The 15,960-nt window shown below is 69.5% G+C and carries 10 protein-coding genes; 1 reads left to right on the top strand and 9 read right to left on the bottom strand.

Annotation, left to right across the window (positions count from 1 at the left end):
• Positions 1 to 8: 8 nt before the first annotated feature.
• The 9 genes from FY251_RS13320 to cobN form a co-directional block, all read right to left on the bottom strand.
• A complete protein-coding gene (locus FY251_RS13320; RefSeq protein ID WP_148415352.1) occupies positions 9 to 1,382 on the bottom strand; it encodes a lysine N(6)-hydroxylase/L-ornithine N(5)-oxygenase family protein in 1,374 nt (457 codons plus the stop codon).
• Positions 1,379 to 2,026: a GNAT family N-acetyltransferase gene (locus FY251_RS13315; protein ID WP_148415350.1), complete on the bottom strand. Its 648-nt coding sequence runs from the start codon at positions 2,024 to 2,026 to the stop codon at positions 1,379 to 1,381. The genes FY251_RS13320 and FY251_RS13315 overlap by 4 nt, the downstream gene beginning before the upstream one ends.
• A complete protein-coding gene (locus FY251_RS13310; RefSeq protein ID WP_148415348.1) occupies positions 2,023 to 3,804 on the bottom strand; it encodes an IucA/IucC family siderophore biosynthesis protein in 1,782 nt (593 codons plus the stop codon). The genes FY251_RS13315 and FY251_RS13310 overlap by 4 nt, the downstream gene beginning before the upstream one ends.
• On the bottom strand, positions 3,801 to 5,357 hold the full coding sequence (locus tag FY251_RS13305; RefSeq protein WP_148415346.1) for an aspartate aminotransferase family protein: 1,557 nt from the start codon (positions 5,355 to 5,357) through the stop codon (positions 3,801 to 3,803). Before FY251_RS13305 ends, FY251_RS13310 begins: the two co-directional genes overlap by 4 nt.
• A complete protein-coding gene (locus FY251_RS13300; RefSeq protein ID WP_148415344.1) occupies positions 5,354 to 6,733 on the bottom strand; it encodes a diaminobutyrate--2-oxoglutarate transaminase in 1,380 nt (459 codons plus the stop codon). Before FY251_RS13300 ends, FY251_RS13305 begins: the two co-directional genes overlap by 4 nt.
• Positions 6,734 to 7,172: 439 nt before the next feature.
• A complete protein-coding gene (locus FY251_RS13295; RefSeq protein WP_148415342.1) occupies positions 7,173 to 8,378 on the bottom strand; it encodes an ABC transporter substrate-binding protein in 1,206 nt (401 codons plus the stop codon).
• A gap of 78 nt (positions 8,379 to 8,456) precedes the next feature.
• Positions 8,457 to 9,254 carry a cobalt-precorrin-7 (C(5))-methyltransferase gene (locus FY251_RS13290; protein ID WP_148415340.1) on the bottom strand — a complete coding sequence of 266 codons (798 nt, stop codon included), beginning with the start codon at positions 9,252 to 9,254 and terminating at the stop codon, positions 8,457 to 8,459.
• Complete coding sequence (locus FY251_RS13285; RefSeq protein ID WP_148415338.1) at positions 9,247 to 9,927, bottom strand: precorrin-8X methylmutase; 681 nt, start codon at positions 9,925 to 9,927, stop codon at positions 9,247 to 9,249. Before FY251_RS13285 ends, FY251_RS13290 begins: the two co-directional genes overlap by 8 nt.
• On the bottom strand, positions 9,920 to 13,786 hold the full coding sequence (gene cobN / locus FY251_RS13280) for a cobaltochelatase subunit CobN (protein WP_148415336.1): 3,867 nt from the start codon (positions 13,784 to 13,786) through the stop codon (positions 9,920 to 9,922). The genes FY251_RS13285 and cobN overlap by 8 nt, the downstream gene beginning before the upstream one ends.
• A gap of 44 nt (positions 13,787 to 13,830) precedes the next feature.
• Here cobN and FY251_RS13275 point away from each other — a divergent pair, with 44 nt between their 5' ends.
• Positions 13,831 to 15,948 (top strand): VWA domain-containing protein, encoded by a 2,118-nt coding sequence (locus tag FY251_RS13275; protein WP_148415334.1) that lies wholly within the window; start codon positions 13,831 to 13,833, stop codon positions 15,946 to 15,948.
• Positions 15,949 to 15,960: the final 12 nt, after the last annotated feature.

Below are 15,960 nucleotides of genomic sequence, written 5' to 3'. Positions count from 1 at the left end.
CGGTATCGTTAGTCGTCCTGCGTCGGCGTGAGCGGCGTCTCGCTTCCGCCCGCGCGGGTAGCGTTCGGTGCGTGTTCGAGGAACTGCGCCACCGAGAAGTCCTGAAAGACCGTGTCGCCGTCGTCGGGGTAGACCTCGCGGCCGACGAGTCGGTTGACGAACTTCGCGTTCCGGTAGCACCCGAGGCCGAGGTCCGGAACCCCGACGCCGTGGGTGTGGACCTCGGCGTTCTGGAGGAACACGTCTCCCGGCACGTCGACCGCGAGTCGGTGGTCTTCGGTCACTTCGAACCGGTCCTTTTCGTCCCACTCGATGGCGTCTTCCATCGGTTCGAGGAACTCGGGCATCGGCCGTTCGTAGCCCGTGCCGAGAATCACGACCTCGCTTTCGTGGACGAACGACTCCTCGGCCTGCCGCTGGTGACAGTCGAGGGTGTACGCGTCGCCGGCGGCCGCGATGTCTCGGACCTCGGTCATCGCAAAGAGGCCGACGTCGGGGTCGTTGCCACCGATGGAGCGCCGGTAGAGCAGGTCGTATATCTCTGCGCTCGTCTCCGGGTCGATTCCCTTGTACAGCAGGTCCTGATTCGGGATGAGGTCGTCTTTCACCGCCTGCGGGAGGTCGTAGACGTACCGCTCGTACTCGGGCGTGAAGTGCTGGAGGCCGAGCTTCGAGTACTCCATGGGGAAAAAGCCGTCAGAGCGCGTCAGCCAATCCAGTCGGTAGCCGTGGTCGGACTGTCGCTCCAAGAGGTCTTGGAACACCTCGGCGGCGCTCTGTCCGGACCCGACGACGGTGACCGTGTCCGCGTCCACGACGCGCTCGCGGTTGTGCCGATACCGCGCCGTGTGGTGGACGTCTTCGCTCGGGTGTCCGCGGAGGTGTTCGGGGACGTGCGGCCGAGAGCCGATTCCGAGCGCGAGGTTCTCGGCGCGGTACTCGGAGCGCTCGCCGGTTTCCGGATTCCGCGCGATGACTGCGAAGTTCCCCTCGCGGTCGTCCCAGCGCACCTCGGTGACCTCGCGGTTGAACCGGCAGGCGTCGAGCCGGTCGACCACCCATCGGAGGTAGTCGTTGTACTCCCGTCGGGGAATCTGGAACGTCTCGTAGAAGTAGAACTCGTAGATGCGGCCGGTCTCCCGCAGGTAGTTGAGGTAGCTGTGGGGACTCGTCGGGTCGGCGAGCGTCACGAGGTCCGCGAGGAACGGGACCTCAAGCGTCGTCCCCTCGATGAGCATTCCCTCGTGCCACGCGAACTCGGCGTCCCGTTCGAGGAACGCCGCGTCCACGTCCTCGGACGCGCCGTCGAGTAGCGCCGCCAGCCCGAGGTTGAACGGGCCGAGACCGATTCCGACCACGTCGCGGACGCGAGATTCGCTCATCGGCTCACCTCCGCCTCCGGCTCCGCGTTCTCGGCCACCGCGTCGAAGAACCGGTCGCGCTCGCAGTGCATCAGCAGGGCCTCCTTGTCCGGGGGGTCGATGCGTTTCTGTGCCTCGTAGCCGCACCGCTCGAAGACGTGGATGACCCGCTCGTTTCGCACGTCCGGTTCGCTGACGACGCGAGGCGCGTCGGTCGAGCGGAACTGAAACGCCGTCATCGCCCGCAAGAGCGGTATCGAGTAGCCGCGGCCGAGATACTCCGGCGGCCCGATGAGCAGGTGGATGCCGCGGTCCTCGGGGTCGGCGTCGTAGCACGACGCGACGACGTCGTCCGCCGCGCGGTACGCCTCCCAGTAGCTCATCGGCGTGTGGTCGAGCAGGCCGACGTACGGGGTGAGATGGTCGTCGGCCAACTTCTCGTCGAGCCGCTCCCGAAACGCCGGCTCGGGGAGGTCGAGTTGCCAGTACGGCTTCACGTGGTCGGAGCCGAGCCACGCGTGAAGCCGGTCGAAGTCCAGCGCCGGGTCGACTTCCGCGAAGGCGATGGTCCGGTCGATTCGCTCGTCGCGGACGCGGTAGGCGTACTCGCGGCCCGCGTCGTTCGTCCCCGAGTCCGCCGCGGCGCTTGCCGGCGCGTCGGTCATGGAGCCGGCACCTCCAGTTCCGTGACGAGCGGGTTGTCGATGTCCGCGTACACCGACTGGTTCGCCAGCGACCCCTCCAGTTCGTCCATGTCGTGGAATCGCGTGAGCAGGTTCGCCTTGCACGGAATCGTCGCTTGAGTAAGGAGGTCGTCGAGCAGCGACGACGACGGCCGGTCGTACCGGCGGAGCGATTCGAGCTCCTCGCGGAGGACGCCCAGGAGGCGTCGCTCGTCGACCAGTCCGGCCGTGCCGAAGGCGTTGACGAGGCCGAAGGCGTTGTTGATGACGACGTAGTACCGGACGCGCTCGTCGGCGACGGCGTCCGGACAGACCGTGTCGGCGCGCTCGCCGATGCCCGGCAGGAGCGCGTTCACCTCGTCGTACATCGACTCGGGGAGGTAGTAGCCCTGATTGTCGCGGTAGCGGAACGTCTCCGGATAGCCGCCGTCGAGCGTTAGGACGCTGTTTTGCTGGTGGGCCTCGACGCCCAGTCCGCGTTCGAGATACAGCCACAGCACCGGCCGAACCGACAGTTCGAGGTACTGGCGGAACCAGTCTTCCGCCACCTCGTCTGTCGGCCGCCCCTCGTGGTCGGCGATGCCCTCCACGAGCGTCGCCAGCCGCGACGACCCGTCGCCGAGGTGGTCCTGACAGAGGCCGACCACGGGCGTCGCGTTCATCGCCGCGTTGCCGCGGAAGGGATTCTCGCGGAGGACGGTCTCGAAGCCGGACTCGCCGTCGCCGAGGTCGACCGTCAGGTACGCCGGGTCGCGGACGACGTCGAACGCCGGGAACCGGGATTCCATCTCATCGCCGAGTTCGGTGTCCAGCAGTTCGGTGACGGCGACCCCGCGCTCCAGTTCGGGGCGTTTGTTCGTCCGCTCGGAGTTGGTGATTTTGACGTTCAGCGACCCCTTGACCATGAACGGCGCGTCCGGCGAGTACAGGGTCCGAACCGAGGAGGTCGGATAGAACTCCCGGCCGACTTGGCCGACGTATTCGAGGCCGTCGCCGAGGTGCGCCCGTACCTCGGGTTGCGCGCGGAGGTAGTCCGCCTGCCACGGGTGGACGGGAATCAGCACCTCGTCGCTCTCGACGTGTTCAGAAACGAACGACTCGGGGACCGAGCCGTCCGCCCGGAGGGCCGACGCGACCCACTCGGCCGCCGAGCCGTCGCGTGCGGAGTCCTGCGAGACGAGCGCCGGGTCGGCGCTGAAGTACGAAAGCGAAAACGACCCGCGGAGTTCCGGCGCGTAGGTCCGCGACTCGTGGTCGGGGATGCCCTGCCTGCTCTTCGGCGTCGGGTGGAGCGGGTGGCCGAAGACGAGCGACTGCTCGGCGTCGCGGAAGCTGGTGTCGAAGCCGTACAGCCGCTCCTCGTCGCCGCGGCGGGCCTCGACGAATCGCTCGATGTTCCGACAGCTCTTGACGACTCGCAAGAGGAGTTCGTCGGGCGCGCCGGTGTCGTCGCGGTCGAGTCTGAGTTCGGTCGTGACGAGCGTCACGAGCGTCGTGTACTCCAGCGGGAGCGTCTCGCCGTGGGGAAGCCGGTAGACGCCGGGCAGGTCGAACAGGTGGCGGTCCGTCGGCGACCGGTACGAAAGCGGGACGTAGAGGTCCACGCCCTGCCGGGAAAGCGGCGCGCGGACGACGTCGTCGGCGTCCGTCTCGACCGGCGCGTCCCCGGCGGGGACGACGCTGTAATCGCCGGTCTCACGGAAGTAGCAGTTCAGGAAGCTGTGTATCGTCGCTGACTCGGCTGTGTCGTTCGGATTCATGCGTGTCGGTCGTCGGTCGTCGGTTCGAGAGCGGTTCCGCGGGCCGAAACCTCGCGCAGGAGGGCTCGGAGGTCCCCGCGCGTCGTTCGGGGGTTCAGGAGCGTCAGTTTCAGACACGTCTCGCCGTCGATGGTGGTCCGGGCCACCACGGCCTCGCCGTCGTCGAGGAGCGAGTCGCGGATGGCCTCGTTCAGGTCGTCGGCGCTCGGGCCGTCGGCCGGGTCGTCTTCCTGCTCCCGGTCGGAGACGTACCGGAAGATGACGACGTTCAGGTCGGAGTCGTGGACGAGCCGCAGATCGGGGTCGGCCTCGACGAGCCTCGCGGCGTCGTCGGCGAGGTCGACGGTGTACTCGACCATCGACGCCAGCCCCTCGCGGCCGAGCGCCTGCATCGTGACGAAGGGCTTGAGCGCGTCGAACCGCCGGGTCGTCTGGACCGACTTCGAGACGAGGTTCGGCACGCCCGCGTCGTCGTCGCGCTCGGGGTTCAGGTAGGCCGCGTTGCGGTCGATGAGGTCGTACGCCGACGCGTCGCGGACGAGGAGCGCGCCGCAGCTAATCGGCTGGTAGAACAGTTTGTGGAAGTCGACCGCGACGGAGTCGGCGGCCTCGATGCCGGCGAGTTTGTCGGCGTGGTCGTCGCTCAGGGCGAGCGCGCCGCCCCACGCCGCGTCGACGTGGTACCAGCAGTCGAGGTCGGCCGCGCGCTCGGCCAGCGGGCCTAACGGGTCGATGCTGCCGAAATCGGTCGTCCCGGCGGTGGCGACGATTGCGAACGGGCGCTTCCCGCGCTCGCGGAGGTCCGCCACCGCCTCGTCGAACGCCGCCATCGACAACCGGCGGTCGTCGTCGGTCGGGACGGTGACGACGGCGTTCTCGCCGAGGCCGAGGTGCGAGGCCGCCTGCGTGGCGGTGAAGTGGGCGTCGGCCGAACAGAGGATTCGCAGGTCCCGCGCCTCCGGCGGGAGGCCTTCCCGTTGTACATCGACGCCGTACTCCTCCAGGAGGACCCTGTTGCGCGCGAGGAGCAGGCCGACGAAGTTCGACTGCGTGCCGCCGCTCGTGAACACGCCGTCGCCGTCCTCGTAGCCGAACAGATCGCACAGCTCGTCGACGAACCGCCGTTCGAGCTGTGTCGCGGCGGGGCTCTGGTCCCACGAGTCCATCGACTGGTTCGTCGCGGTCAAAAGCACCTCGGCCGCGAGCGCGGGAATCGTCGGCGGACACTGGAGATGGGCGACGCAGGCCGGGTCCGAGACGCCGACCGAGTTCCGCAGAATCGGCTCGGTGCGGTCGAGCGCCGCGGCCACGCCGTCGCCCTCGTGGGGCAACATCTCGAACCGGTCGAGCGCGGCGTCGAGTTCCTCGGGCGTCGCCCCCGAATAGGGCGTCGCCTCCTCGGCGAACTCGTCGAGGACGAGGTCGCACGCCCGGCGAATCGCGTCGCGGTAGCGGGCTCGGTCGTCGTCGTCGCCGCTCAGGAACCACTTCGCGGCGTCCGGTCGCGGGTCGCGCCGCTCGCCTCTGCCGTCGACGCCGCCGACGCCGTTCATGCGGTGACCTCCCGGCGGCCGTCGGCGTCGACGTCCTCGATTGCGGCCTCCACGGCGTCCGCGAAGATGCTCCCGATGGCGTCCACGTCGTTCGGAGTGACGACGAGCGGCGGGAGGAACCGCACGACACTCCCGTGGCGGCCGCCGAGTTCGACGATGAGCCCGCGGTCGAAACACGCCGCGCGGACGGCGTCGGCGAGGTCCGGATGCGCCGGGAAGCGCCCGCAGGCGTCGGGTTCGCCCGCGGGGTCGACGAGTTCGACGCCGAGCATCAGCCCGCGGCCGCGAACGTCGCCGACGGCGTCGTGAGCGCGTTTCGTCGCGTCGAGGTGGCCGCGGAGTCGGTCGCCCATGCGCGCGGCGTGGTCGTCGAGGTCGTGTTCGAGCACGTGTTCGATGGTGGCGATGCCGGCGGCCATCGCGAGTTGGTTCCCCCGGAAGGTGCCGGCGTGCGCCCCCGGCTCCCAGACGTCGAGCGACTCGTCGTAGACGACGACCGAAAGCGGGAGCGACCCGCCGATGGCCTTCGAGAGCGTGACCGCGTCGGGGACGATATCGGCGTGTTCGAAGGCGTACAGCTCGCCGGTCCGGCCGAGACCTGTCTGAATCTCGTCCACGACCAGCGGGACGTCGCGCTCGCGGGTCATCCGTCGAATCTCGCGGGTCCAATCGTCGGGCGCGGGAATCGCGCCCCCCTCGCCCTGCACGAGTTCGACCACCATCCCCGCGGGTTCGGTGATGCCGCTTTCGGGGTCGTCGAGGGTGCGTTCGACGTACCGCGCGGCGAGTTCGTGGCACTCGTCGCCGCCGACGCCGAACGGACACCGGTACTCGTACGGATACGGGAGGTGGTGTACGTCGGGCATCAGGCCGGGGACGCTCTCTTTCGGGTCGGTGTCGCCCATCAGGCTCAGCGCCCCGTTGGTCATCCCGTGGTAGCCGCCCTGAAACCCGAGGACGCTCCGGTTGCCCGTCGCGGTCTTGACGAGTTTGAGCGCGGCCTCGACGGCGTCGGTCCCGGCGGGGCTACAGAACTGCACCCGCGCGTTGTCGGCGAACTCGTCGGGGAGGCTGTCGAACAGCGCGTCGACGAACCGCTCCTTGACGGGCGTCGTGATGTCGAGGGTGTGAAGCGGGCGGTCCTCGGCGAGGACGCGCTCCATCGCCTCGACCACCTTCGGATGGTTGTGGCCGAGTGCGAGCGTGCCGGCCCCCGCGAGGCAGTCGTAGTACTCCTCGCCGTCCATGTCGGTGACGGTGACGCCCGAGGCCTCCCGTATCGCGTGCGGGAGGTGTCGGGGGTAGGTCCGCGCGCTCGACTCGCGGGCGGCCTGCTGTTCGAGCAACGCCTCGTTGCCGGGCGTCGGGCCGGTCATCGAGCATTCCTCCGCCGGTTCGCCGTCGGTCTGTCGCTGTCGAGCATACAATTTTAGGTCGGCCTAAAAACACAAAAGGTTTACTGCAATCTGGATTTTAGTGAAAATATCGGAACAGCGCAGCCGCTCTTCGGTCGCCGCGGACCGTTCGCGGCGGTTGACTCACCGGCCGCCGGCCCGCTCGCCTCACGGACGCGGTCGGATGTTCGGACTCGCGTCGAGTCGTCCCGACGACTTAGCTCGCTTCCGCTCGGTGGACCGCCGTCACGAGTGGAGCGTCACCCCCGGAACGCGGCGCGACGGCCGCGAGGGGCCGTCCGAACATCGGTTGGTTGCCATATTTTTAGGCTAGCCTAAAACACAATAAGGGTTCTGGCGGAACGCGCCGCTCGCCGCCGAACGAACGCGGGGAAAAGCGGGGCCGCGAGGTCGGACCGGGTTACAGGTTCCCGTTGGCGATGTCTGCGACGCGCTGGGCGTCGAACAGGCGCTCGTCGGCGTCGTACAGCGTCCGCGCGAGCCGGTCCGTGACGACGAGGTTCGTGATGGGGCCCTGATAGAGCGCGCCGGCGCGGTAGACGTCGCCGTTCTTGACGGCGGTGAGTTCGCCCGCGACCTCGTGGTTCTCCATGAACGAGACCACGGTGTTCTGGAACTCCTCGCGGGTCTTGGCTTCCTGTCCGCGCAGGAGGAGCACCTCGGGGTCGACCTCCAGAAGCGTCTCGAAGTCGACCGCGCCGCGGTTGCTGTAGAAGTCCTTCACGTCTGTCGCCGCGAGCGCGTCGTCGACCTCCAAGTCGTTGAGGTGCTTGAAGCTCGTCCCCTCGTCGATGATGTAGGGGTAGAACTCCTCGGGTTCGTCGCCGCCGCCCCAGACGACGGCGGCCGAGGGCCGCTCGCCGTCCGCGGGGAGGATCGACGCGAGGTTCGACTGGAACTCCTCGTGGACCCGCTCGAACGCCTCGAAGCGCTCCTCGCGCTGGAACACCCGCGCGAGCTTCTCGAACGCCTCGTAGAGGCTGTAGTAGCGGTAGTCGTCGTGCCACGCGTAGCTGCGCGAGAAGATGCTGTTGCCGAAGAACGGCCCGACCTGCGTACTGATCTCCTCGATGTCGGCCTCGCTCCACTGGCCGCGGTTCAGGAGGAAGTTCGGGTCGGCGATGTGTACGTCGGCGTTCAGCTCGTAGAACTGCTCCTTGCCGACGCCGCTGTCGCCCCACAGCTGGCGGATAGACGACTTGTCGACGCTCACGTCCGGAATCTCGTCGTAGTACTGCGTGTGGTACCGGCCGGGGAGCCAGACGCCCATCGGCGCGTCGAGACCGAGCGCGACGCCCATGTCGGCCCAACCGCCGTTGTTGGCGATCCACGTCTCGGGAACCGAGTCGAAGGTGACCTCGCCGACCGGCTCTATCGACACCGAGTAGGACTCCGACGCCTCGGTCGTGGTCTCGGTTTCGGTTTCGGTCTCCGTCGCCGCCTCGGTCGTCTCGGCCGCGGTCGTCTCGGGCTCGGACGCCGTCGTCGTCTCCGACCCGCCGCCGCCGGTACAGCCGGCGAGCAGGCCGCCCGCGACGACTGCCCCGCCGTACTGCAGGTACTCGCGCCGCGTCGATTCCCGTCCGCTTTGTCCGTCGTTTGCCATGTCTTTTAGGCTTACCTAAACAGTTAAAACGTCTTCGGAATTTAGGCGGGCCTAACTACTCTCGCGCGGCGGGGCGGCTCAGTCCGCCGCGTCGACGGGCGCTCTGACGGCGAGCACCGAGAGGTCCGAGTACGGCGTCGAGTCGGGGCCGCTCCCGCCGGCCGAGTCGCGCAGGTCGCCGAGCGTGGTCCGGGTGATTCGCTCGTCGTCGTGGGTCAACCGTTCGAGCACGAGCGCGTCCAGCGTCGCGTCAGCGCCCGCATCGATGAGGAACTCGGCGATGTCCCCCGGCATCCAGTCGAACGGCCGCGGCAGGACGAGCAGGTGGCGCTCGCCGACCGCCTCGGCCAGTCGGTCGAGGTCGGCGTCGAGCGACCCGCTTTTGTGGAGCGTGACGAACCGCGTGTCCTCCATCGGCGTCCGGGCGCGACTCGCGGCGATCTGGAGCGACGAGATGCCCGGAATCACCCGCACCGGTCGCTCGACGGCCCGCTGGACCTTCCCGAGGAACTGGTAGCCCGAGTGGTTCGGGTCGCCCATGAGGACCGCCGTCCCCCGGTCGCCGGCCGCGACGCGCCGCCCGAACTCGGCCAGCGCGTCGGCCTCGTCGGCGTAGCCGCAGGTGAGCAGGTCGGCGTCGGTCTCGTCGCCGACGAACTCGACGACCGTCTCGAAGCCGACGACCACGTCGGCCTCCCGAATCGCCCGTCGTCCGCGAGGTGTCAGGTACTCGGGGTTCCCGGGGCCGACGCCGACCGCGTAGACAGGTGCATCCGCGGCCTCGGCGTCCTCGCCGATGCTCTGCTCGGGCGCGGCGGCCGCGAACGTCGCCGGGTCAGGCCCCGAACCGAGGTCGTACGGGTCGTCCTCACTCATGGGCTTCGAGGTCGACGTCGCCGTTTCGAACGTCGCTGGCGACGTGAATCAGCTCGTTCGTGAGCGCGGCCGCGAGGCCGCTCCCGCCGCGTTTCCCGACGTTCGTCACCGCGGGGACGCCGTACTCGTCGGCGATTTCGCGGACGCGCTTCCGGCTCTCTTCTGCCTTGACGAACCCGACGGGCGTCGCCACGACGGCCGCCGGTCGGGTCCCGTTCTCGATGCAGTCACAGAGCGCCAGCGCGGCGGTCGGCGCGTTGCCGACGACCGCGATTGCGCCGTCGTAGACGCCCTCCTTGTCGAGTTCGAGCACCGCGGCCGCGGTCCGGGTCATCCCCGTCTCGGCGGCGAGTTCCGCCCCGTTGCCGATTGCCTTCCGCACCGGGCAATCGTGGCCGCGGCCGGTGATACCGGCTTTCGCCATCGTGATGTCGGTCACGATGGGCCGCTCGTCGAGGACGGCCCTCGCGCCCGCGACGACCGGATCGTTCTGACACCGGATGAGGTGCTGGAACTCGATGTCGCCGGTCGAGTGGACCGACTTCTGCCGCAGTCGGTCGGTCAGCGTCTCGTCGGGGACGAACGTCCGGACGATGTCCATGCTCGTCTCCGCGATGTCCATCGCGTCTCGCGTCGTCGCGCCGAGGTCGGCGTAGGCGTCTCGTTCAGTCATCGGATTGGGTCTGCGTCATGGCGTTCGTCGTGTTCGCTTCGAGGTCGCCCTCCACGGAGAGGTTGACGTCCTGCAACCGCTCTCGCACGTCGTCGTCGGCGTCCCACAGGTCGCGGTCGATGGCTTCGAGGAACGTCGCGGTGATGCTTTCGAGCGCCCACGGGTTCACGTCGTGCAGCCACTCCTGTCGGTCCTCGTCGAAGGCGTAGGCGTCGGCGAGACTCTCCCAGAGCGTGTCGCTGACGACGCCCGTGGTCGCGTCCCAGCCGAGCGCGACGTCGACCGTGGTCGAGAGGTCGCCCGCGCCCTTGTAGCCGTGTTCCTCCATGCTATCGAGCCAGTCGGGGTTGAGGACGCGCGCCCGCATCGCCTTGCGGACTTTCTCCTCGTTCGTGTAGACGCTGACGTTGTCGGGGTCGCTGGAGTCGCCGACGTACGAGGCCGGGTCGCTCCCGGAAATCTCGCCGACGGCGGAGACGAACCCGCCGTGGAAGGCGTACCAGTCGGAGGAGTCGAACTCGTCCTGTTCGGCGGTGTCCTCGATTTTCACCGTGGCTTCGACGCCGCTCAGGCGTCGCTCGAAGGCGTCGTGGGCCTCGGTCACGCGGCCGCGACTCCCGAGGGCGTAGCCGCCCCACTGGACGAACACGTCCGCGAGGTCGCTCCGGTCGTCCCACTCGCCCTCGTCGACGGCCTTGTTCGTCCCCGCGCCGTAGCCGCCGGGCGTCGTCGTGAACACGCGGTGTTTGGCCAGTTTCTCGGCATCGTCGGGGTCCACGCCCTCCGATTCGAACTCGGCGGCGTCCTCCTCGACGTGCTTTTTCACGTAGTTCATCTCGTGGGGTTCGTCGAGGTCGACGACCGCGTCGACGGCGTCGTTGACGACGCTCGCGGCCTGCGGGAACGCGTCGCGGAACAGCCCCGAGACGCGGGTCGTCACGTCGATTCGCGGGCGGTCGAGTTCGTCCAGCGGAATCGGCTCCACGTCGTCGACGCGGCCGGCGTCGGTCCACACCGGTTCGACGCCCATGAACGCGAGCACCTGCGCGATGGTCTCGCCGCGGGTCCGGACCGTCGGCGTCCCCCACGCGACGACCCCGAACTCCTCGGGGTACTCGCCGTGGTCGTCGTAGTGGCGGTCCAGAACGCCCTCGGCGACGCGCTCGCCGACGCTCCACGCCGGCTTGGCCGGGACTTTCCGCGGGTCGAGCGTGTAGAAGTTCCGCCCGGTCGGCAGCAGGTCCACCCCGCCGCGGGTCGGCGCGCCGGAGCCGCCGGGCCGGACGTACTCGCCGGCCAGCGCGTCCGCAGTCTGCGGAATCTCGGCTTCCGCGGCCGCGACCCGCGGGGCCGCCTCGTCACAGATGAACGCCAGCACCTCGCGGAGGTCGTCGTGCGCGCCGCGCGTCGCCCGCGAGTCGCCGAGTTGGTCGATGTCGACGACGAGCAGGTTCATGTTCACTTCATCGTCGGGGCCGGCGTCGGCCTCCGACTCGGGCACGTCGAAGTCGCGCTCGGCGAGTGCGGCGACCAGTTCGACGCACTGGTCGTAGACGCGGTCCGCGGCCTCCGAGAGATACATCCCGAGGTCGTCGTCGTACGTCCCCGGTTCGTCCCGCATCCGGTCGTAGTCGACGCCCATGACGCCCGCGACGCTCTCGCGGAGACTCGGCGTGTCCGCGTTCGGGAGCCGAGTGAGCGCGACGAGGTACTCCACGAGCCGGTCGCGCTCGGGCGGTTCGCCCATCGTGTGGAGGCCCATCCGAATCTGCGTCGTCTTCACGTCGGTCAGGTACTCGTGGACGCGCTCGACCAGTTCGTCGAAATCGACCTGTTCGGTATCGACGCCGGAACCGGCATCCGCGTCGCCGAGTGCGTCACCGACCGCGTCGGCGTCGTCGAACCCGAGTTCGACCGCGAGGTCGAGGTCGTCGATTGCGTCGAGGAGGAGGTCGCGGAGTTGGTCGCCGCGCTCGGGGCGGGCCTCGTCCGTGCCCGCCTCGCGGTACTCGCGGGCGAGTTCTTCGAGGTCCGCGAGGTCGTCGTAGGTCCCCGCGGTGCGCATGACCGGGGTGAGGTAGTCCACGATAGCCGCGTACGACCGGCGCTTGGCCTGCGTCCCCTCGCCGGGGTTGTTGACGATGTACGGGTAGACGTTCGGGAGGTCGGAGACCAGTTGGTCCGGGGCGCTCTCGCCGTTCAGGCCGACGGTCTTGCCGGGGAGCCATTCGAGACTCCCGTGGGTGCCGAGGTGGACCACGGCGTCGGCCTCGAACGCCTCGCGGAGCCACGCGTAGAACGCCACGTAGTCGTGCGGCGGCTGGAGGTCAGAATCGTGGTACACCTTCGAGGGGTCCATCCCGAAGCCGCGCGGGGGCTGGACGGTCACGAGGACGTTCCCGAACTCGACGCCCGGAATGGCGAAGGGTCGCTCCGGCGGGTCGCCCCACTCCTCGACGACGTTGTCGCGGAATCGGTCGTCGGCGTCGGCGAACCAGTCGGCGTACTGGTCGGGCGAGACCACGTCGACGCTCAGGTCCCGCACGTCCTCGGGTGCGACCCAGCGGTCGTCCAGCGTCAACTGCGAGGTGAGGTCGTCGATGAGCGCCTGCCCGTCCGCGGGGAGGTCGCCGACGGCGTAGCCCCGGCTCCGCAGTTCCGACAGGAGGTTGACCGTGCTCGCGGGGCTGTCCATCCCGAAGGCCGTCCCGATGCCGTCGTCGCTCGGCGGGTAGTTGTGGAGGACGACCGCGACGTGCTTCTCGTCGTTCGGGAGGTGTCGGAGCCGCGTCCAGTTGACCGCGAGGCGGGCGACGTGGTCCACGCGGTCCTCGATGGGGAAGTGCTGTTTCGGCGCGCTCCCGACGCCCGCCTCGTCTTCCATCCGCTCTTTCCCGCTTATCGGGTGGGTGATGACGTTGCCGTCGAACTCGGGGAGCGCGACCGACAGCGCGAGTTCGAAGCCCATCACGCCCGTGTCGCTCGATTCGTACCGGCTTCGAGAGCGCATGGTCGTGATTGCCTGCAACACGGGAACGCCGAGTTCGCTGAGGAACACGTCCTCGGCGTCCGAACCTTCGTCGTCGGCGTCGCGGCCGCGCTCGCTCATCGACAGCGAGAACATGAAGGAGCTGACGACGGCGTCCACGACGGGGCCGTCGTCGTCGGAGAACCAGTTCCGCGCGACCCACTCGGCGTTCTCTTGGCCCTCCTCGTCGGTCGCGGGGTTGCAGAACGCCGGGAGGACGTTCGCGCCGAGCGATTCGAGTCGCTCCACGAGCGCGTCCACGTACCGGGTGTTCGCGTGCGTCCAGTGGGACTCGTAGAACCAGACGCCGACGGTCGGCTTGTCGGGGTCGTGGGTGTCGAGCAGTTCGTCGTACTCGACGCCGGGGTAGTCCGGGTGGTAGACGCCCTCGGTCGGGAGTTCGACCGGGTCGTCGACCTCGGTCTCGACGCCGGCGTACTCGGCGGCGAGGAACCGGCAGAGGTTCTCGACGTTCACCGCGCCGCCGCGGTCGAGGTAGTCGCAGACGCGCCCGCGGTCCGCGTCGGAAACGGTCGTGTCTCGGCGCGCGAAGGCGTCGCCCGTGGCTTTGACGACGAGCGGCACGCCCGCGGCTTCGAGTCGTTCGACCGCGTGGTCGTAGCCGGGCATGCTGTCTTCGGCCCCGTGGAGCCAGAAGACGGCCGCCGTCGCCGACTCCAACTCGTCGACGAAGGCGTCCGCGTCGGTCACGTCGTCCAAATCGCTCGCGGAGCGGACGACGAGGTCGATTCCGTCGAGTCGGCGCGCGGCCCGCTGGACCGCGCCCAACTCGTTTTCGGTCGCTGTGTACAGTCCGATTGTCGGTGTCATTGATAAACTGTTATTGTCTTACTGCAACTACGGTTTCGTATTCGATGACGACTCAGACGCTTTCGTTCTCGGCTATCGTCGGCCAAGACGAACTGAAACGGGCGCTGTTGGCCGTCGGGGCCAACGACGACCTCGACGGGCTGCTCGTCCGCGGCGAGAAGGGAACCGCGAAGTCGACCGCGGTCCGCGCGCTCGCCGACCTCTTGCCCGAACAGGCGGTCGTCGCGGACTGTCCGTACGGCTGTCCGCCGGACGACCCGGCCCGCCAGTGCGACTCCTGTCGCGCCCGCGACGACCACGAGGTCGAACATCGGCCGGTCCCGCTCGTGACGCTCCCGCTCGGCGCGACCCGCGACCGGGTGGCGGGCACGCTCTCCGTCGCCGACGCGCTCGACGGCGAGGCGTCGTTCGACCCCGGGCTCTTGGCCCGCGCGAACCGCGGCATCCTCTACGTGGACGAGGTGAACCTCCTCGACGACCACCTCGTCGATCTGCTGTTGGACGCGGCCGCGAGCGGCGTCAACCGCGTCGAACGCGACGGGGTGAGCGTCGAACACCCCGCCGAGTTCACCCTCGTCGGGACGATGAACCCCGAGGAGGGCGACCTCCGCCCCCAACTCCGGGACCGCTTCGCCCTTCAGGCGACCGTCGTCGGGAGCCGCGACATCGACGACCGCGTGGCGATTATCGACCGGGCCCTGGCGCGCGGCGACGACGCGGAGACGGCCGCCGACGCCAACCGCGAGGAGACCGCGGCGCTCGAAGCTGACCTCCGCGAGGCGACCGACCGCCTCGACTCGGTCGCCCTCCCGACCGAGTTCAAGCGCGACATCGCCGAACTCTGCGTCGACGCCGGCGTCGAGGGCCACCGCGCCGACATCGCCATCGCCCGCGCGGCCCGCACCCTCGCGGCGCTCGACGGCCGGACGAAGGTGCTCGAAAGCGACGTGCGCGAGGCGGCCGCGCTCGCGCTCCCGCACCGGCTTCAGAGCCGCCCGTTCGACGACGACCCCGACCTCGACGACGTGCTCGACGACCACTTCGACGAGGACGCGGAGCGGGACGACGCGGGCGATGGCGACGGTGACGGTGACGGTGGCGGCGGCGATAGTGACGGTAGCGACGCCGAAGACGGCGACGAACGCGCCGAGGGAGACGGCGATGCCGACGACGCAAACGACTCTGACGACGCGGGAGAGGCTCCCGACTCCGACGCCGGGAACGACGATACCGGCGGCGACGACCGAGACGGTGGAGTCGGCGGAGCCGACGAGACCGGACCCGAGGACGGCGATTCGGAAGACGGAACTTCCGGCGACGGTGACTCCGACGGCTCCGGTGACGACCCCGACGAAGCGACGCCGCTTCTCCCCGGCCAGAGCCGGGCGGCCATCGGCGACTCCGAGCGCCCGCCGGTCGAGGACGCGGGCCTCGACGCGGAGACGCCGGGCGACGGGAGCCGCGCCGCGGTGCGGGAGTCGCGGCAGGGACGCGGCTCGCGGGTGCGGACCGAACCGGCGACGGAGACCGACGACATCGACGTTCCGGCGTCGGTCCGGGCCGCGGCGTCGGTCGGTCGGTCCCGCGTCACCCGGTCGGACCTCAGAACCGCGGTCGCCCGCGGGTCGGCCGCGACGCTCGTCGTGTTCGTCGTGGACGCGAGCGCGTCGATGCGCGCCGCGATGCGGCGGGCGAAGGGCACCGTGCTGTCGCTCCTCGAAGACGCCTACGAACAGCGCGACGAGGTCGCGTTCGTCGCCGTCGCCGGCGACGACGCCGAGGTGTTGCTCCCGCCGACCGACAGCGTCACGCTGGCGGCGCGGCACCTGAAGGAACTCCCGACGGGCGACCGGACGCCGCTTCCCTCGGGACTCGACGCCGCTCGCCGGGTCATCGACCGCTCGGACGCCGACGCCGCGCTCGTCGTCGTCGTCACCGACGGCCGGGCCAACGTCGCGGACGGGAGCCCGACCGGACAGACCCGGGCGGCGGCGCGGAGCCTCGCCGCCGCCGACGCCTCGGTCGTCGTCGTCGACGCCGGCGACGACGGCATCGGCGTGACCGACGTCCTCGTCTCCGAGACGGGCGCGCGGCGCATCCCGCTGTCTGACCTCTCGGCCGAGCGGGTCGCCGAGGCCGCGCGCTCCGGGGACGAGCAGTAGCCGGGATTCGGT

It is taken from the genome of Haloferax sp. KTX1 (genome assembly GCF_902410085.1).
GTDB lineage: Archaea > Halobacteriota > Halobacteria > Halobacteriales > Haloferacaceae > Haloferax > Haloferax massiliensis.
This window is presented reverse-complemented; position numbering and strand designations above follow the sequence as displayed.